This window comes from Dehalobacter sp. MCB1 (assembly GCF_003590275.1).
GTDB lineage: Bacteria > Bacillota > Desulfitobacteriia > Desulfitobacteriales > Syntrophobotulaceae > Dehalobacter.
The window spans coordinates 165,359-182,391 of record NZ_LXPC01000012.1; the positions used below are offsets into that span (position 1 = coordinate 165,359).

Below are 17,033 nucleotides of genomic sequence, written 5' to 3' on the forward strand. Positions count from 1 at the left end.
TTTGATGTCCGAGGCAACAGGGAGGCCGCTCCTGCTGATGATCCTGGACGGTTGGGGCTGCAGCAAAGAAAAGAACGGAAATGCAACGTTACTGGCGAAAATTCCGAATTTTTCCCGTTTGCAGGACAGTTATCCGCATACGCTGCTGAATGCTTCGGGCACTGCTGTGGGATTGCCGGAAGGACAAATGGGCAATTCGGAGGTCGGCCACTTAAACATTGGCGCCGGCCGGGTTGTCTATCAGGAACTGACACGGATCTCCAAGGCAATTAACGAAGGGGACCTGGGCAAGAATGAAGTACTGCACGAAGCGATGACCCGAGCGAGGGATTCCGGAAAAACTTTTCATTTACTGGGACTGCTTTCGGACGGAGGCGTCCATTCCCATATCCGTCATTTGTTTGCGCTGCTGGACATGGCGGTGGAGATCGGTGTAGAGAAGATTTATGTTCATCCGGTTCTTGACGGCAGAGATGTCCTTCCCCAAAGCGCTAAGGAATTTATCCGGCAGCTGGAAAATAAATTAAAACAGCTTGGCAGAGGGAAAATCGCTACCGTCAGCGGGCGGTATTATGTAATGGACAGGGATAAGCGCTGGGACAGAGTCGAGAAAGCATATAAAGCACTTGTAGCCGGAGAGGGCCCAATGGCCTGTAATGCGCTGGCGGCTGTAGAAAAAGCTTATGACAAAAAGATTGTCGACGAGTTTGTTGACCCAACCGTAATTACGGATGAATCGGGCCGTCCGGCGGCGGTAATCGAAGACGGCGACAGTGTGCTTTTCTTTAATTTTCGGGCAGACCGGGCCAGAGAAATTACCCGGGCCTTTATTGAAGAAAACTTTGAAGGTTTTAGACGGACGAAACACCCCCGGGTGCATTATGTCTGCCTTACCGAGTACGATGCCAACTTTGACTGTCCGGTGGCTTTTCCACCGCAAAACCTTGAAAATACGCTCGGCGAGGTTCTGGCAGAGAAAGGCCTAAGGCAGCTTCGCATCGCTGAAACAGAAAAATATGCTCATGTAACATTCTTTTTTAATGGCGGAATAGAGGAGCCTGACGAAGGAGAAGACCGCTGTTTGATCCCGTCACCGGGAGTACCTACCTACAACCTGCAGCCGGAAATGAGCGCCTACGGGATCACCGAGACCTTGCTTGCCAAACTGCAGGAAGACCCATATGATGTAATCATCCTGAATTTTGCCAACGCCGATATGGTTGGACATACCGGTTACCTTGAAGCGGCGGTCAAGGCCCTGGAGGCTGTCGATGTTTGTATCGGGAAGATTGTTAATGCGGTTCAGGCCAGAGGAGGGACCGTATTGATCACTTCAGACCATGGAAATGCTGAGTGCATGATTGATCAGGAAACAAATTCGCCGTTGACGGCGCATACCACCAATAAGGTACCGTTCATTCTGGTGAATGATGCATCTAAAGACCGTCTTCTCCGGGAAGGAGGAAGTCTCTGCGATATTGCGCCCACGATGCTGGAACTGCTAAATATTGAAGCTCCAGCCGAAATGACCGGCAAATCACTGCTTCGGCAGAAACAGTAAAAAGACCATAGCGAATGTTATAGCCGTTTAAGGCGAATGCCTTTATATAACCATAACCATAAATATCAAACAAACGTATACGCTGATAACGTATACCCAATAATGAAGGAGTGACGATGATGAGTTTTATTGACCAGGTAATTGCGCGGGAAATTCTTGATTCCAGGGGTTTTCCGACGGTTGAAGTAGATGTTGTGCTGGAAGACGGCACGATGGGGCGGGCTGCTGTACCATCCGGTGCTTCCACTGGGGCTTTTGAGGCCCTGGAACTGCGCGACGGGGACAAGACCCGTTATCAGGGCAAAGGTGTTCTTCAGGCGGTCGAAAACGTCAATGACGTAATCGATCCGGAAATAGAAGGACTCAATGTCTTTGATCAGCCTGGGCTTGACCGGACCCTTCAGGAAATCGACGGAACGGAAACCAAGAGCAAGCTTGGGGCCAATGCCATTTTGGGCGTATCACTGGCTGCAGCCAGAGCGGCTTCCCTTTATCTCGGACTGCCATTTTACCAGTATATCGGCGGCATTAATGCCAAGGAGCTTCCCGTACCGATGATGAATATCCTGAACGGCGGCAAACATGCCGACAATAATGTGGATATTCAGGAATTTATGATCATGCCGGTCGGAGCGGCCAGCTTTGCCGAAGCGATGAGGATGGGCTCGGAGATTTACCATACCCTGAAAAGCGTCTTAAAGGGTAAAGGTCTGGTAACTGCTATCGGGGATGAAGGCGGTTTTGCGCCGAACCTTGCTTCCAATGCCGAAGCTTTGGAAGTCATTGTCGATGCCATTCAAAAGGCTGGCTACAAACCAGGTGAAGAAGTAATGTTAGCCATTGATGCTGCGGCTACCGAAATGTATAAAGACGGCCTTTATGTTCTCGAAGGTGAAGGGTTGACGAAAACCGCAGACGAAATGATTGCCTATTATGAAGACTTATGCAGCAGATTCCCGATTGTCTCGATTGAAGACGGCTTGTCGGAGGAAGACTGGGAAGGCTGGGCCAAACTTACCGAACGGCTCGGCAACAGAATCCAGCTTGTTGGGGACGACCTGTTTGTAACGAATCCAACACGGCTTAGCCGCGGGATTCAGGAGAAGTGCGGGAATTCCATCTTAATCAAGCTGAATCAGATCGGCACCCTGACCGAGACCCTCGATACGATTGAGATGGCGAAAAGAGCCGGCTATACCACGGTTATCTCCCACCGTTCCGGAGAAACAGAAGATGTCTCTTTGGCCCACATTGCCGTGGCTGTCAATGCCGGGCAGCTGAAGACAGGCGCGCCGGCCCGGACGGACCGTTTGGTCAAATACAATGAACTTCTCCGGATTGAGGAAGAACTCGGATTAACTGCTATTTACAAAGGCAAAGCAGTGCTGAAATAATCTGTCCTGGCCCATCCGCAGACGGCGATGGGCCTTTTGTCCGCAATAACCGGCCATTCGGACCGTATTCTCTTGCGTCAACACAGGGGCTGTGCTAAAATAGCAATACTGACCATAATCAGACAAACATGCTATTTTATGCCGACTAGGGAAACATATGCTGTAAATCGTTAAAGCCGGGTAAAATAACGGTTTAAACCTTTGAGGGAGGTGAAAATATGACAATAGCAATCGTTGTAATTTTAATCATCAGTTCTCTCGGGTTAATCGCCACAGTTCTGCTGCAGCCAGGAAAAAGCGCTGGTCTATCCGGTTCGATTACCGGAGCGGGTGAGCAATTTTTTGGTAAGGCTGCCAAGGGTAAAGAAGGCTTATTTGCCAAACTTGGTGTTGTATTTGCCGTTTTGTTCCTTGTAAGTTCGCTGGGGCTGACCGTATTTTTGAAATAAGATAACAGCAGGATCCCTCCCGTACCCTGCGGATTTATCCGTAATTGTACGGATTTTTCGGTATAGAATAAGGTCAACACACCAGGCTGCGTGGAACATACTTCGTGTGGTTATTTATTAGGAGGTAGTAGGAATGGATTTCTCACAGATGCCCTTATTGGGCGTAGGAGCAGGAATTATCGGGCTGCTCATGGCATTGTTTTTTGCAAAAAATGTACTTAAGGAAAGCGCCGGAAATGACAAAATGAAAGAAATTTCCAAAGCGATTCAAGTCGGCGCGATGGCTTATCTCAATCGTCAATACAAAACACTTATCCCGATTGTTGTCATCATTTTTATTGCTTTATTTGCGTTAAAAGGTAACGCTGCCGCACCATTGTCCTTTCTAGTTGGTGCAGTAGCTTCAGGTGTTGCAGGTTATGTCGGCATGGGGATTACAACCAGAGCTAATGCCCGTACAACAGAAGCTGCCCGTACCAGTTTGAACAAAGCGCTCGGCGTGTCATTCAGGGCAGGCGCAGTTATGGGATTTTCTGTGGCTGGTCTGGGTCTGTTAGGTGTTGCCGGACTATTCATGATCTTCGGTGATGCGGAGACTATCAACTCATTCGCATTTGGTGCAAGCGCAATTGCACTGTTCGCCCGTGTTGGTGGCGGTATTTTTACCAAAGCAGCTGACGTTGGAGCGGACCTCGTAGGTAAGGTCGAAGCCGGAATTCCTGAAGATGATCCGCGCAACCCGGCGGTTATTGCTGATAACGTTGGTGACAACGTCGGCGATACAGCAGGTATGGGTGCCGACTTGTTTGAATCTTATGCTGCAACCGCCATTTCCGGCATGCTGATCGGTTTCTCGGTCTTCGGCGGTCACGGCATGGGGGAGTCTATCTTCCTGGTTATCGGTGCGATCGGTATTCTAGCCTCGATTATTGCCAGCTTCTTTGTGCGCACAGGAGAAAAGGCCAATCCACAGATGGCTCTGAACATGGGCCTTTGGGGAACCAATGTGATTACAGCTATCGCTTCTTTTGCCGCAGTCCATCTGCTGATGCCGGCAACTTTTGTCACAGAATCGGGACTCGTACTCACACCGAATAGAATATTCTTAGCCATTATCTGCGGTCTTGCAGTAAATATTATCATTGGTCTGATCACGGAGTACTACACATCCAATGAAAAGAAACCGGCTCAGTCGATTGCCAAGGCCTCCGAAACCGGAGCAGCAACGAACATCATCACGGGTCTGGCTGTCGGCTTAAAAAGTACGGCTCTACCGGTCATTACGATTTGTGCTGCGATCCTGGTGGCTTATCAGGTTGCAGGGATATATGGCATTGCGATGGCCGCAATGGCGATGCTTTCCACAGCGGGAATCATCGTTGCGATTGACTCTTTCGGACCGGTGGCTGACAATGCCGGCGGTATTGCCGAAATGGCAGAACTCGATCCGAGTGTGCGTAAAACGACAGATAAACTTGACGCTGTAGGAAATACCACGGCTGCCGTAGCCAAAGGCTTCGCGATTGGATCAGCTGCAATTACCGCGCTGGCTTTGTTCAACGCCTTTGCTGAACTCGCAAACCTTCAGGCGATTGACATTCTTGTGCCGACGACGATTATCGGTCTATTTATTGGTGCTGCGCTGCCATTTTTGTTTTCCGCTTTTGCGATGCAGGCGGTCGGCAGAGCTGCGTTTGACATGATTGCTGAAGTCCGCCGTCAATTCAGAGAAATCCCCGGACTGATGGAAGGCAAAGCGAAACCTGATTATGCAGCCTGTGTTGATATTTCGACCAAAGCGGCAATCAGACAAATGATCGCTCCTGGTTTACTGGCCGTATGTACGCCGGTACTTGTCGGATTTATTTTAGGCAAGAGTGCCATGGGCGGAATGCTCGCAGGCGGTACATTTGCCGGCTTCCTGATGGCCGTATTCATGGCCAACGCCGGTGGTGCCTGGGACAATGCCAAGAAATATATTGAATCCGGACATCATGGCGGCAAGGGGACTCCTGCTCACGCTGCTGCTGTTATTGGGGACACCGTTGGCGACCCGTTCAAAGATACTGCCGGTCCTTCCCTGAATGCTTTGATTAAAGTTATGGGAACGATTTCCCTGATCATCGCTCCTTTCCTTCACTAAGAGGTTAGGTCCGTCCAAACAATTGTTTTCAAGTGAAATATATGGAGATGCCTTTAAAGCATCTCCATTTCCATTTTGTATGAAATTTTATTTATTCTTTAAGACTAACATCGAAGCTTAATTTACCATCATAAAATCAAAGACATTGCATTCAGCAAAAAAATCTGTTTAAATAAACCGATAAGGACATTATTGCCTGATATTGGCAAGTGGAAGGTAGAAGCATGTTTACACGAGAAGAGCTGGTTAAACCTTTTTACTTTTTAGGCGGGAGGACGGGGGTCCTGCTGATTCACGGCTTTACGGCCTGCCCAATTGATATGAAGCCACTTGGCGAAAGATTTAAGGATTGGGGATATACAGTCCAGGCCCCGCTTCTGCCCGGTCATGGAACTTCAGAAGAAGAATTGAAGAAGACATCCTGGCAGGATTGGGAGCAAGTTGTTGCCGAAGCAGCTGAGCAATTAAAGAAAACGTGTGAGAAAGTCCTTGCCGTCGGACATTCCATGGGCGGACTGTTGGCACTATCTCTGGCTGCTCAGGGCAGAATCGACGGTGTAGTCTCCATCAATGCCCCGATTATTTATGTTGATGAAAAGCTGCATCAGGCCGAAAGCTTGATCGGGAAAATAGAATATGTTGGTAAGCCGCATAAAAACAATGAGATCAACCTGAACAGCGAGGGACTTCCACACTTTTCCTATATTCAGGTACCGGTGATAACATTTGCTTCCCTGAACCAAGCTATTGAACGAATGAAAGGAAAATTACCCCAAGTCAGCTGTCCGACGCTTATGGTCCAGAGTATAGCTGACCGGACAGTCCATCCGTCCAGCGGTGAATTTATTCAGAAAAGCATCGGAGATCGTTATTGCGATGCAGTTTACTGGAAAGATGAGGATCACTATCTGCCGTTGAGCGCAGCGCGGGACGAATTGGCCAAAAAAATACGGGAATTCATCGAAAGACGTCAGCTGCTGGTCCCATAGGTCGGTTTATTGATTTTTTCTCAAAATAATCTCAAGGAAATACCCATTGCCTGAGCGGTCAACAACGGGTAATATTATTAATAGATAAAGCAGCGAGGTGGAAATAGATTGGCTGAGGGAATTAAGGTCATCGCTGAAAACAGAAAAGCCAGGCACGATTTCTTTGTCGAGGATAGTTATGAAGCCGGGATCATCTTAACGGGGACCGAGATAAAGTCAATCCGGGCCGGCCGTGTGAATCTCAAAGACAGTTACGCTGAGATTATCAAGGGTGAGGTCTGGCTGAATCAGATGCATATCAGCCCGTATGAACAAGGGAACAGGTTCAACCATGATCCGCTGCGGAAGAGAAAACTGCTGCTTAATCGCACCGAGATTATTAAGATGGGGGATAGGGTTAAACTACAGGGAATGACCCTTGTCCCGTTAAAGATCTATCTCAAGCACGGCATGGCCAAAATTGAACTTGGGCTATGCAAAGGCAAAAAAACTTATGACAAGCGGGATGATCTGGCCGAGCGGGATGCCAAAAGGCAAATGGAACGGGATTTAAGAGAAAGAAACAAGGGTTAGTTCGGGGAAAGGGGACGGGGAAATGGACAGCAATCTCCGAAAAAAAGCTGAAAATCTGATTAACATCTATCAGCAGGTTGCCAAAGATTTTCGCTGGAAAAATTCAAGCAGTATTAATACGCTGATTGCTTTGTCTTATGTAACCAAAGACAAGGCTTATGACAGGAAAGAAATCGAAAGGGTCAATGACTATATCAAAAAGAATTTGGGATTTTTTTCGAGTTTCAGACAAAGATCCATTCTGTATTCAACCTTGCTGCTCGTTAATTCTCCCGATCCGGAAACAAAACTGGATATCCTTCTTGCTTATGATGAAAAACTCAAAGAAAACGGGTTCCGCAGTTACACATACAGGCCTGTGACCGCCTATACATTGCTCTTGAATTGCGAACCGCGAAAAGCCGATATTCGGATTGCCAAAGCCTATGAGATTTTCACCGAAATGAAAAAACATCACCCCTGGCTGACTTCTGGTGATGATTATGCTGTCTCAATCCTGCTTGCAGCTTCGGATAAACCCGTACAGAGTATCACAGCCAAAATGGAAGAGCTGTACAAAGAGCTTCATGAATGTGGTTTTAGCCGTGGAAACGGACTCCAATTCCTGTCGCACATCTTAAGTCTGAGTGATGAGAACAGTAAGGCTAAAGCTACGAGATGCCGCATCCTGTATGATTTCTTCGGTCAAAATAAATTAAAAGTCTACGCCAATAACTATGGAACACTCGGTCTGCTTACCTTGCTTGAAGATAAAAGCCAGAGAGCTGCGCGAGAGGTACTCGGAATAAGTGAAGTTCTCCGAGAAGACCGAAATATCCGCTGGCTAGGCAAGGAGGCTATTTTTCTTACAGCAGCGTCGCTCGTTTCTTGCACGATGTTGGAAAGCCTCAAAAATAACAATGATGTGATCTATACCAATGCTTTTGTGACGATTGAAGCACTTATCGAAGCCCAAAACGCAGCAATGATCGGTGCTGCGTGTGCCGCAACGGCTGCATCCAGCGGCAGCTAGCGCGTATCGATCATCCGCCAGGCAGTTTTGTCTGCTAGGTGGCTATTAAAAGCGGACTCCGCATCTATAAAGACATGATCATAGTGACCGAATTCAGGCTGCGAAAATATGGATTTCGGTATAACAAGCTCCGCAATACAGGCGGTTTTTCTGAAAACTGGTGGTATAGGGTGACCGGTCTGCATGGGTATAGGGACTGGTGTACGAGTCCGGTGAACTCCAGTTGGAAGACCATAGTGAGGCAAGTCCGCCGTCAGGATAACCTAGGAAAATAATATCGCTTTCAGATAGTCCCAATGATGTCAAAGCTTTCACTGATTCCTGCTGGCGCGTATAGCCAAAATGGATATATTCTTTTGGTGTAAGCGTCATTTTTGTATAGTCTAAATGGGCTGCGACCCTATAACCATCACCATTGGTCATAAGGACCACTTTTACTTTACCTCCATTAACCAACGTCTTTTTGATGAGCATACCCGCCCCCAGTGTCTCGTCATCGGGGTGCGGAGCAATGACAAGGACCCTGGAGCTTGCTCCGGGCGTATCGGTATGCTCCGAAGTTGTGTCGACCATATAATTGGCAACCATTTGATCCGATATGATAAATACAAACGCGAATACAAGGATCAGAGTCGAAGCAGCCAGGAAAATTCTTCTTTTCAAAATCTTTTTCATAATATCTCTTCTAAGCCCATCAAAATTTGTATTCAAGATTTTTTGCTCGAGCGATTTTATACAAAATTTATAGTCTTTATAGTTAAATTGTTACCTAATATTATATCTTAAAATAAGATGCTTAAAAATAGCATGAGATAATAAAAATTGAGATGTGACTAAATTAAAATGATTTAAATAAAATTAAGCATTCATTATGTGAGGTGATATTACCCTAGGATAATTTTTGAAATAACACAAAAAGTGCAAGTAAAGCTTAAAAAATAAAAAAATTACAAAATTAATTATTAAGTAGAGGATTAAATTATAAATAAAAATAAAATTCTATAGGCTGAGTAATACTTCTTAAGGAAGATGTTTGTATTTTCTGTAAACATTAAATAAAATTCTCAAGTTAGTACTAGTCAAAATGTAGAGATATGGTATAATGATATTGCTACATTTTCTCGGGGGCGTTTTAGACTCGCTCGGGGGAGCAATGGTAAGAGTTGCGTGTCGAGATCCCGCTTGACCTCGTTAAACAGCGGACAAACAATAACTGACAAAACAAATTACGCTTTAGCAGCTTAAGCTGCTACATCCTGCCTTCTGTGTCTGCGGTGAAGAGTTCAGGGTGTCAAAACAGCAGGCTATCCTGTGAGACCACCGTCTGAGGTCAATCAGGTAAACGAATCAGACTGGCTTCAAAGGAATCCCGCTTTCAGGAGTCCAGCGAAGCGAGAAGTAAAATGAGAGCTACACACGTAGATACTTTTGGTATTGTCTTTCGATACAGGGGTGCAAGTCCCCTCGCCTCCACCAAAATTTGTCCAAAAACCCGCTATTCATACGGGTTTGAGAATTTTCGGAGCAAATTTCTAACGGTTCTTTGACCGTTTTTTTGTTTACAGTTAGAAAAGTACAAAAAAAGGCCATTAAACCCTCATTGCTGCCACCAATTGTTCAATTGTCAGTAAAGATTTATTCCATTGAAACCCCCTGGTATTAGCGGATTCTTAAATATAGACCTCAAAAAAAGTGCTTGTGATGGGTGCTTAATTTTTTTGCGAAAAATTATATTTGTTTTATTATATATTTTTACATGCTTCAATTATTCTTCAATACACGTGTTTCGACAAATTACTCTTTTAGGAAGTGATATTATGTTTTAAAGGGATTTTTGTTATACGGGTATTTTAATTTTGGGGGGTTATTATGAAATATAAATTTACTGAATTGGTTGATATTTCTAAACTTCAAGATCTTATGGAAGGATTTTATTCAGTAACCGGTATTTTATCAGCAGTTCTTGATACTGATGCAAATATCTTAATTGCTGTTGGCTGGCAAGATATCTGTACAAAATTCCATAGAGTAAATAAGCACGCCGAACTCTTATGCAAAAAAAGTGATTTGTATATAAAAAAATATATAGATTCTAATTATGTTAATGATAAATCAAATATCTGTTATAAATGCGATAATGGACTGATTGATGTAGCCTATCCAATCATTATTGACGGGGAACACTTAGCCACAGTATATACAGGACAGTTTTTATTTGAAGAGCCGGATATAGAACAATTTCACAGACAGGCAGAAAAATGTGGTTTTAATGAAGAAGACTATATAAACGCAGTAAAAAAAGTACCAATTTATACAAAAGACAAAGTAGATTCAATTATGAATTATGTCAGGCAATTAGCTGAAATGATGGTACAAATGGGTTTAGCCAAGCTTCAACTTATTGAATCCCAAAAAAAGGCTATGCAAGAAAGTGAAGCTTTAGTAGAGGAACTGAAAAAAATGGATCAAAATAAAAATCAGTTTCTCAGCATGCTTTCCCATGAGCTCAGAAATCCGCTGGCTTCAATCATGATGAGTCTCTCTTTCTTGGACCAAGTGCCTACCTGTGATAAACAAGCTCTAAGGGCTGTGAAAATTGCTAAACGTCAAGGAGAACAGCTTACCCGGCTGGTTGATGATCTACTGGATGTTACCCGTATTACCCAAAACAAGATTGTACTGAAAAAAGAACGCGTTGAACTCAACAGAGTGGTACAACAGGCTGTGGCTGATTACCAGGGGCATTTTTCGGAAAAGGAAGTTGAACTGGAAATCAAATTAACTTCAGACCCAATCTATCTTGAAGCAGACTCAGCACGTCTGACTCAGATAATTGGTAACCTGCTACATAATGCAGCCAAATTTACCCTTAAGGGGGATAAAACCCTCGTAATGGTTGAGAAAAAACAGGAGGCCGTAATCACAGTTCAGGATACGGGCAGGGGCATTCCAACTGCAATCTTACCAAATCTTTTCACGCCTTTTGTCCAGGTCGACAACTCCCTGGATCGTAGCAATGGTGGTTTAGGTCTGGGCCTCGCTATTGTCAAAGGAATGGTGGAGCTACATGGTGGGAATGTGACCGCTCATAGTGAAGGATTAGGCTATGGAACACAATTTACAATTTGTCTGCCGATAAAAGGCATCGATGAGGAACATAAATCAAAGGTTAACAGAGCATCTGCTCATTCACTCAGGATTCTGGTTATAGACGATATTCCAGATATTGTTGAAATTTTATGTTCCCTGCTAAGCTATTTGGGCCATGAAACTATTGCAGCATTAAGCGGATCTGAGGGTATAGACAAAGCAAAAGAGTTTCGGCCTCAAGTGGTGATTTGTGATATTGGATTGCCAGGGAAAAATGGATATGAAGTGGCTAAAAGCTTTTGCTGCGATAAGGAACTTAAGGATACATTCTTAATTGCACTTTCTGGTTACGCCCAACCGAATGATTTGGAACGGGCCAAGGAAGCAGGGTTCAAGAAACATTTAGCAAAGCCGGTGGACTTGAATACTCTTGAACAGACATTAGCTGAAGTAGTTATTTAGTATTCTTATATATATGAGCGCCATGGTACCATTTGACGGTATCGAAGGGGTGCCTCGGCAGGCATAAACGCTTCTATGTCGGGATGTCGTCACGAATAGGTAAAATTACTTTCTTTTTCGTTTGTTATTATCAATACCGAGTTTAGTCTAGTGTTACTGGCAGATATACTAAGGACCGTTGATCCCTCTAATTGGTTTTCGGAGTTTGAATTTGTCAATTCTGCTCACGGAAAAACCTCCGTTACATAAATTCCTATGCATTCGGAGGTTTACACAGTTTTTCAGCACTCTCGTATAATAGTAGAATTCTGTTCCACTTGACTAGTAGTATTGATCATAACTTTGGTTCTTCTTGGTTATCTGCTTATTCGACTTCTTCTGCATCGTCATCTTCGTCGTCATCGTCGATATCGTCATCTTCTTCGTCGAAAGCGAATTTCATTACTTCGCCATTCGTATACGTTACCTTTACTTTTAAAACGTCAATATTGTTGGTTAAGGAATCGATAACCTGTTTTAGAAATTCATCTTTGTGCATGATCTTGCTCCTTTCTTTTTTATATTTTATCAACTTCATCTCCCCCTAAAGAACTGTGCTAGGTGAAAGACGATAGCTTTGATACTATATGATCATTTTACACAATTGGTACAAGATTTGTGTTTATTACTAATAATATAGAATCATTCTAAAGAAGCCAATTGTTTCTTCGAATATCAATGATTTGTTGCCTTAAACCTTCATTCTCGCTTGAACTTCTGACCAATCTCCAGTTAAGTTTGTGAGAATAAAGGGTGTGCTTTCGTTTTGATAGAGCTCTTTCAGGACTTTTAGTGGCCTATCTGTTTTTGTTCCGAAAACTAGTTTATTGGGATGAAAGATCATAGTGCTCTTCCTTCCCGTAAAAACTCCGGATTAGATACAATATCAAATGAATCTTTGTCGGTGCCCATTTCAAGGAATGTTTGGTAAATCCATTCATTGGTTCCAGGGGGAACGGCACTTTTGGTAATGATAATTTTGTAACTATTAATCGTTGCAGCAATCAGATAACCCGTTTAAGAAAACTTAGATTGCAGGTGCCATCGTTTTGGGAAGGAGTACCGACGGCAATTAATATAATTGGATAAACCCTAATACTCTCTACGACATTGTTCGAAAAATAGAGTATATTTTTTTGACTATATTCGGTAATCAAGTCTTCTAAGCCCGGTTCGTATATTGGAACTCATCTTGAGGAGATTATTAATTTTTTCTTGATCTATATCGACATATTGAACTTCATGGCCAAAAACAGCTAAAGCCACTGCTGTTGTGAGGCCTACATAACCTGCACCTACAACGCAAATTCTCATTAATTCCTTCAATCCAATCTCATAGAATATCGGTTTATACATCGTATTCCTATGGAAAATGAATTGTTCCATATTCTGGAAAGGACATGGGGGGTATGCCTGTTTCACTTTTTCAATATCCTGGAATATATTACATTATATACTTGAAAGGGTGCGGGAAATATGAAAGACTATCTGATCCAGCCGTGGGATTCAGAACAAGAAAATACTGGGGTCAACCTTGATATGTGGGTTCCTTCAGAAGTAGATAAATTAGCACAGCAGGTTATGGCCTATTATGACATGGAAATCCACACGAAAACGTTAATTACGTCTAAACCGGATAAAGGCGGGGCCATCTGGAAAATAGAAACCGACAAGGGCCCTCGCAGTTTAAAATTGTTGCATCGCGAGCCAACAAGAAGCCTCTTTAGTGTAGGGGCACAGGATTACATTGTAAAAAACGGGGGAAGAGTTCCGGAATTAATAAAGACCAAAGAAGGAGCACTTTGTGTTGAAAGGGGAGGTAAGTTATGGATTGTCACAGATTGGATTGAATTTCTTACTCCTGCGAGTAAGGACCTTTCCGGTGCTAAGGCTTTATGTTATGGTCTTGGGGAGTTTCATAGGCATACACGTGGGTATACTCCACCTGCTGGCTCTCATAGAGCTTCCCGATTATTTGGATGGACCGCTTATTACAAAAAAATAATTACCAAAATAGGGTGGTTTCGCAATGTAGCCAAAGCAAATAGTGATATTCCGGGCAGTCAAGCACTGCTCTCCGTTATCAATATATTTGAAGGCCAGGCCTTAGATGCTTTGTCCCTCCTTGAGCAGCCATTTTATAAGCAAATACTCGCGATGGGGGAAGAGCACTGGGGACTTGTACACCAAGACTATGGATGGTCTAACGGACAACTTGGTACCGGTGGTCTTTGGGTGATCGATTTAGATGGAGTTGCCTACGACCTGCCAATTCGTGATCTTCGGAAGCTTATCTCAAGTTCGATGGATGATTTAGGAAGGTGGGACGTTCCCTGGATTCAGGGAATGATCAGCGCCTACCATGATGCGAATCCGATCGATAGAGAAACTTACAAGATTTTATTAAATGATTTGGCATTCCCCAATGAGTTCTATAAACACTTAAAAGAGATGCTGTTCAGCCCTATAGATTTTCTAACGAATCATTTAGAAGGACTTATGTCGCATCTCAATTTATTAGAAGAGACAAAGGGATTGGCACTTGCTGAATTAGCATTAGACAAGGAGAATTTCCTAACGGGGCATTATGGGGCAAATGCCGGATTGGAACCAGAAAAGCTTGAGATAATGCCAATGAAAGCATTAAGGGAAAGCAGTACACTCCCAAAGTTGATTAAAAAGACTGAATCCGAGATTCAGCAACAAAAGGATGTGCCCAAAAAATCTTTTGGGAACGAAGATCAATTGAAAGTACTGATGATCTGTACGGAGAAATTGCCGGTTCCGGCTGTACGCGGGGGTGCCATTCAAACCTATATCGATGGTATTTCAGGGTTATTGAGTCAACAGCATTCTTTAACAATCTTAGGAACGACAGACCCAACATTGCCAAATGAGGAATATAAAAATAATATTCGGTATGTAAGAATTGAAAGCGAATACTTCTTCGAAATTTATGCCGCTGGAGTAATCAATTTTCTTAAAAACGAATCCTTTGATCTCATACACGTTTTTAATCGCCCCCGGCTCATTTCCTTAATTCGTGAAGTAGCACCTTACACGCGATTAATTTTAAGCATGCATAATGATATGTTTGATATTAACAAAATTGATCGCCAGACTGCACTCACTGCGATTAGAGAAGTAGAACGGATCATTACAGTAAGTGATTATGTCGGAAAGACTATCTCCAACCTCTTTCCTCAAGCTGCTCCCAAGGTTCGCACGATTTATTCAGGAGTTGACTTAAAAAAATTTATTCCTTGGGAAACATCAAACCGGGCAACTCAGGTTCGTCACAATCTACGCAGCAGCTATCAGCTTGAAGATAAGACAGTCATATTGTTTGTTGGGCGTTTAACCCGCAAAAAGGGTACGGACTTATTAATTCAGGCTATCAACGAGCTTTCAATAAAGGATTCCAATATCGCCTTGGTAATCGTAGGCGGAACATGGTATAGTGTCGACTCTGTTACCGATTATGTGGCCTATGTTCGCGCCTTAGCGGAGAAAGCTAAGTTTCCTGTCGTAACAACAGGGTATGTATCCTCTGATGTTATTCACGAGTGGTTTTGGGCTAGTGATATCTTTGTCTGCCCATCTCAGTGGCAGGAACCGCTTGCCCGGGTCCATTATGAAGCCATGGCTGCCGGCTTACCATTTTTAACGACCGCACGGGGCGGTAATCCGGAAGTTGTGATTGATCAAAATGGTTTACTTGTCGATCAACCTGAGGATTCTCTTGAATTTGCAGAAAAACTTAAAATCCTCCTAACTGATCCGAAACTCAGATGTAAAATGGGGCAAACAGGCAGGCGATTAGCTGAAGAACGTTTCAGTTGGGAACGTGTGGCGCACGAAGTCTCAGAATCATGGAAACAGGAATTGAACTTCGAAACGGATACGAAGAAAGAGATCGATTTTGTAGATTCAGATCAGGTAAAAGGTAAAGGGTTAACTATCAGTGATAACGACTCCCCGAAAAACCATGACCAAATTGGCATAATTTATCAAATTATAGCAACCTGCCCATCTGTCGCCAACATTACCCGTATCAGGATTTACCCTGTCAGAGTAAAAAACAACGGGATTAGCTCCACAGGTCCATCCTTATGGAGAATCATTCGAGACCTAATAATAATCCGATTGATTAGGTTTAGCAAGTAAAAAATGGAGCATTCCGGAAGTTTACAAATGCAGCAGCCTGTTACCAAATTTATTGGAAAATACCTGAAAGAGCTGCTAGGCGTCACCTTTCTCAAAAGGTAAAATATGCCGCTTCAGATTTAACACTTTGTATAAAGAAGTTTTAGGAGGGCCGAAAAATGAGAGTTACAAAAGCTGTTATACCCGCTGCAGGATTAGGAACAAGGTTTTTACCTGTTACCAAAGCTTTACCTAAAGAAATGTTTCCAATCTGCAATAAACCCATAATTCAATATATCATCGAAGAAGCAATCCATTCAGGTATAGAAGACATTGTTATAATTACGGGCAGGGGTAAATGGTCAATTGTCGATTATTATGATCGTTCCCCTGAACTTGAAGCTCACTTGGCTAAGAAAGGTGATTATAAACAACTTGAAAAACTAATACAGCTTTCAAGAATGGCTAATATTTGTTATATAAGGCAGAATGAACCTCTTGGTTTAGGACATGCTATTTACTGCGCAAAGTCATTTATCGGCCAGAATCCGTTTGCTGTCCTTTTGGGAGATGATATTATCAAATCCGACATTCCTGCGATAAAACAGCTTATGGAGGTTGCAGAAGAAACATGCTCTAACGTAATAGGAATTAAGGAAGTTTCTGAAAGGGATGTCAGTAAATATGGAATTATCGACCCTCTTGATAACGACCGTGATATCTACTGCGTTAGAGATCTGTTTGAAAAGCCTTTACTGAAAGATGCTCCTTCCAGACTTGCAATCATGGGCAGATATATCTTAAATTCTTCTATATTTTCCTTTCTTGAAAAGATTCCCAAAGGAGCAGGTGGGGAGTTTCAACTAACTGATGCTCTAAAGATGCAAAGTAAGATTGAAACAATTTATGCTTGCAAGTTAAACGGTATTCGCTACGATGCCGGAGATAAGCTTGGCTTTTTAATCGCGACTATAGAGTATGCACTTGAATCTTCTGAGATTGGTCCGGAGTTTGCCCAGTATTTAGATACACTTTATGAAAGAAGAAAAACTATATAAATTCCCTTTATTTTAAAGGTGTTCATTTTTGCAATATTCATCCCTTATGTTTGGAATGTTTCCTAGCGGTGAGTGCGGGAGTTTTTTAGGCAAGAGCGGAATCCCGGCTAGACCAGT

General features: G+C 43.4%; 15 protein-coding genes and 1 other RNA gene. 11 read left to right on the top strand and 5 right to left on the bottom strand.

What is annotated here, in order from left to right; genetic code table 11:
• Positions 1–4 precede the first annotated feature (4 nt).
• The 7 genes from gpmI (at position 5) to A7K50_RS08670 (ending at position 8,121) form a co-directional block, all read left to right on the top strand.
• Positions 5–1,561, top strand: a complete 1,557-nt coding sequence (gene gpmI / locus A7K50_RS08640; protein ID WP_119775592.1) for a 2,3-bisphosphoglycerate-independent phosphoglycerate mutase — start codon at positions 5–7, stop codon at positions 1,559–1,561.
• A 119-nt stretch (positions 1,562–1,680) separates the two neighbouring features.
• The gene (eno, locus tag A7K50_RS08645; RefSeq protein ID WP_119775594.1) at positions 1,681–2,955 is read left to right on the top strand and encodes a phosphopyruvate hydratase; all 1,275 of its coding nucleotides are present in this window, start codon (positions 1,681–1,683) and stop codon (positions 2,953–2,955) included.
• Positions 2,956–3,173: 218 nt separating this feature from the next.
• Positions 3,174–3,404: a preprotein translocase subunit SecG gene (gene secG / locus A7K50_RS08650; RefSeq protein WP_119775596.1), complete on the top strand. Its 231-nt coding sequence runs from the start codon at positions 3,174–3,176 to the stop codon at positions 3,402–3,404.
• Positions 3,405–3,537: 133 nt separating this feature from the next.
• Positions 3,538–5,547 (top strand): sodium-translocating pyrophosphatase, encoded by a 2,010-nt coding sequence (locus tag A7K50_RS08655; RefSeq protein WP_119775598.1) that lies wholly within the window; start codon positions 3,538–3,540, stop codon positions 5,545–5,547.
• 224 nt (positions 5,548–5,771) lie between these two features.
• Positions 5,772–6,536: an alpha/beta fold hydrolase gene (locus tag A7K50_RS08660; RefSeq protein ID WP_119775599.1), complete on the top strand. Its 765-nt coding sequence runs from the start codon at positions 5,772–5,774 to the stop codon at positions 6,534–6,536.
• A gap of 108 nt (positions 6,537–6,644) precedes the next feature.
• Positions 6,645–7,109, top strand: coding sequence for an SsrA-binding protein SmpB (gene smpB, locus A7K50_RS08665; RefSeq protein ID WP_119775601.1), 465 nt, complete (start codon positions 6,645–6,647; stop codon positions 7,107–7,109).
• Between the two features lie 22 nt (positions 7,110–7,131).
• Positions 7,132–8,121, top strand: coding sequence for a DUF4003 domain-containing protein (locus tag A7K50_RS08670; protein WP_119775602.1), 990 nt, complete (start codon positions 7,132–7,134; stop codon positions 8,119–8,121).
• 93 nt (positions 8,122–8,214) lie between these two features.
• Here the strand turns inward: A7K50_RS08670 and A7K50_RS08675 are convergent, their stop codons facing one another.
• The gene (locus tag A7K50_RS08675; protein ID WP_243103697.1) at positions 8,215–8,796 is read right to left on the bottom strand and encodes a PIG-L family deacetylase; all 582 of its coding nucleotides are present in this window, start codon (positions 8,794–8,796) and stop codon (positions 8,215–8,217) included.
• 448 nt (positions 8,797–9,244) lie between these two features.
• Here A7K50_RS08675 and ssrA point away from each other — a divergent pair.
• Positions 9,245–9,597: a transfer-messenger RNA gene (gene ssrA, locus A7K50_RS08680) on the top strand.
• Positions 9,598–9,990: 393 nt separating this feature from the next.
• A complete protein-coding gene (locus A7K50_RS08685) occupies positions 9,991–11,673 on the top strand; it encodes a PocR ligand-binding domain-containing protein (RefSeq protein ID WP_119775604.1) in 1,683 nt (560 codons plus the stop codon).
• Between the two features lie 364 nt (positions 11,674–12,037).
• Here A7K50_RS08685 and A7K50_RS08690 read toward each other — a convergent pair whose 3' ends face one another.
• The 4 genes from A7K50_RS08690 to A7K50_RS14345 all read right to left on the bottom strand — a co-directional run bounded on the left by A7K50_RS08690 (position 12,038) and on the right by A7K50_RS14345 (position 13,068).
• Positions 12,038–12,250 (bottom strand): hypothetical protein, encoded by a 213-nt coding sequence (locus A7K50_RS08690; RefSeq protein ID WP_119775606.1) that lies wholly within the window; start codon positions 12,248–12,250, stop codon positions 12,038–12,040.
• Positions 12,251–12,552: 302 nt separating this feature from the next.
• Complete coding sequence (locus A7K50_RS14475; RefSeq protein ID WP_348980873.1) at positions 12,553–12,720, bottom strand: hypothetical protein; 168 nt, start codon at positions 12,718–12,720, stop codon at positions 12,553–12,555.
• Positions 12,717–12,869, bottom strand: a complete 153-nt coding sequence (locus A7K50_RS14480) for a hypothetical protein (RefSeq protein ID WP_282432336.1) — start codon at positions 12,867–12,869, stop codon at positions 12,717–12,719. Before A7K50_RS14480 ends, A7K50_RS14475 begins: the two co-directional genes overlap by 4 nt.
• Positions 12,853–13,068 carry a 3-hydroxyacyl-CoA dehydrogenase NAD-binding domain-containing protein gene (locus tag A7K50_RS14345; RefSeq protein ID WP_243103698.1) on the bottom strand — a complete coding sequence of 72 codons (216 nt, stop codon included), beginning with the start codon at positions 13,066–13,068 and terminating at the stop codon, positions 12,853–12,855. Before A7K50_RS14345 ends, A7K50_RS14480 begins: the two co-directional genes overlap by 17 nt.
• Positions 13,069–13,188: 120 nt before the next feature.
• Between A7K50_RS14345 and A7K50_RS08700 the strand changes: the two genes are divergently transcribed.
• Positions 13,189–15,879 carry a CotS family spore coat protein gene (locus tag A7K50_RS08700; RefSeq protein WP_119775608.1) on the top strand — a complete coding sequence of 897 codons (2,691 nt, stop codon included), beginning with the start codon at positions 13,189–13,191 and terminating at the stop codon, positions 15,877–15,879.
• Between the two features lie 158 nt (positions 15,880–16,037).
• Positions 16,038–16,916 (top strand): UTP--glucose-1-phosphate uridylyltransferase GalU, encoded by an 879-nt coding sequence (gene galU / locus A7K50_RS08705; protein ID WP_026156416.1) that lies wholly within the window; start codon positions 16,038–16,040, stop codon positions 16,914–16,916.
• Positions 16,917–17,033: the final 117 nt, after the last annotated feature.

Bases quoted from the DNA above. Each gene is read 5' to 3' on its own strand.
- gpmI (WP_119775592.1), top strand. From the start codon at position 5: ATGTCCGAGGCAACAGGGAGGCCGCTCCTGCTGATGATCCTGGACGGT.
- eno (WP_119775594.1), top strand. From the start codon at position 1,681: ATGAGTTTTATTGACCAGGTAATTGCGCGGGAAATTCTTGATTCCAGG.
- secG (WP_119775596.1), top strand. From the start codon at position 3,174: ATGACAATAGCAATCGTTGTAATTTTAATCATCAGTTCTCTCGGGTTA.
- A7K50_RS08655 (WP_119775598.1), top strand. From the start codon at position 3,538: ATGGATTTCTCACAGATGCCCTTATTGGGCGTAGGAGCAGGAATTATC.
- A7K50_RS08660 (WP_119775599.1), top strand. From the start codon at position 5,772: ATGTTTACACGAGAAGAGCTGGTTAAACCTTTTTACTTTTTAGGCGGG.
- A7K50_RS08670 (WP_119775602.1), top strand. From the start codon at position 7,132: ATGGACAGCAATCTCCGAAAAAAAGCTGAAAATCTGATTAACATCTAT.
- A7K50_RS08675 (WP_243103697.1), bottom strand. From the start codon at position 8,796: ATGAAAAAGATTTTGAAAAGAAGAATTTTCCTGGCTGCTTCGACTCTG.
- A7K50_RS08685 (WP_119775604.1), top strand. From the start codon at position 9,991: ATGAAATATAAATTTACTGAATTGGTTGATATTTCTAAACTTCAAGAT.
- A7K50_RS08690 (WP_119775606.1), bottom strand. From the start codon at position 12,250: ATGAAGTTGATAAAATATAAAAAAGAAAGGAGCAAGATCATGCACAAA.
- A7K50_RS14345 (WP_243103698.1), bottom strand. From the start codon at position 13,068: ATGTATAAACCGATATTCTATGAGATTGGATTGAAGGAATTAATGAGA.
- A7K50_RS08700 (WP_119775608.1), top strand. From the start codon at position 13,189: ATGAAAGACTATCTGATCCAGCCGTGGGATTCAGAACAAGAAAATACT.
- galU (WP_026156416.1), top strand. From the start codon at position 16,038: ATGAGAGTTACAAAAGCTGTTATACCCGCTGCAGGATTAGGAACAAGG.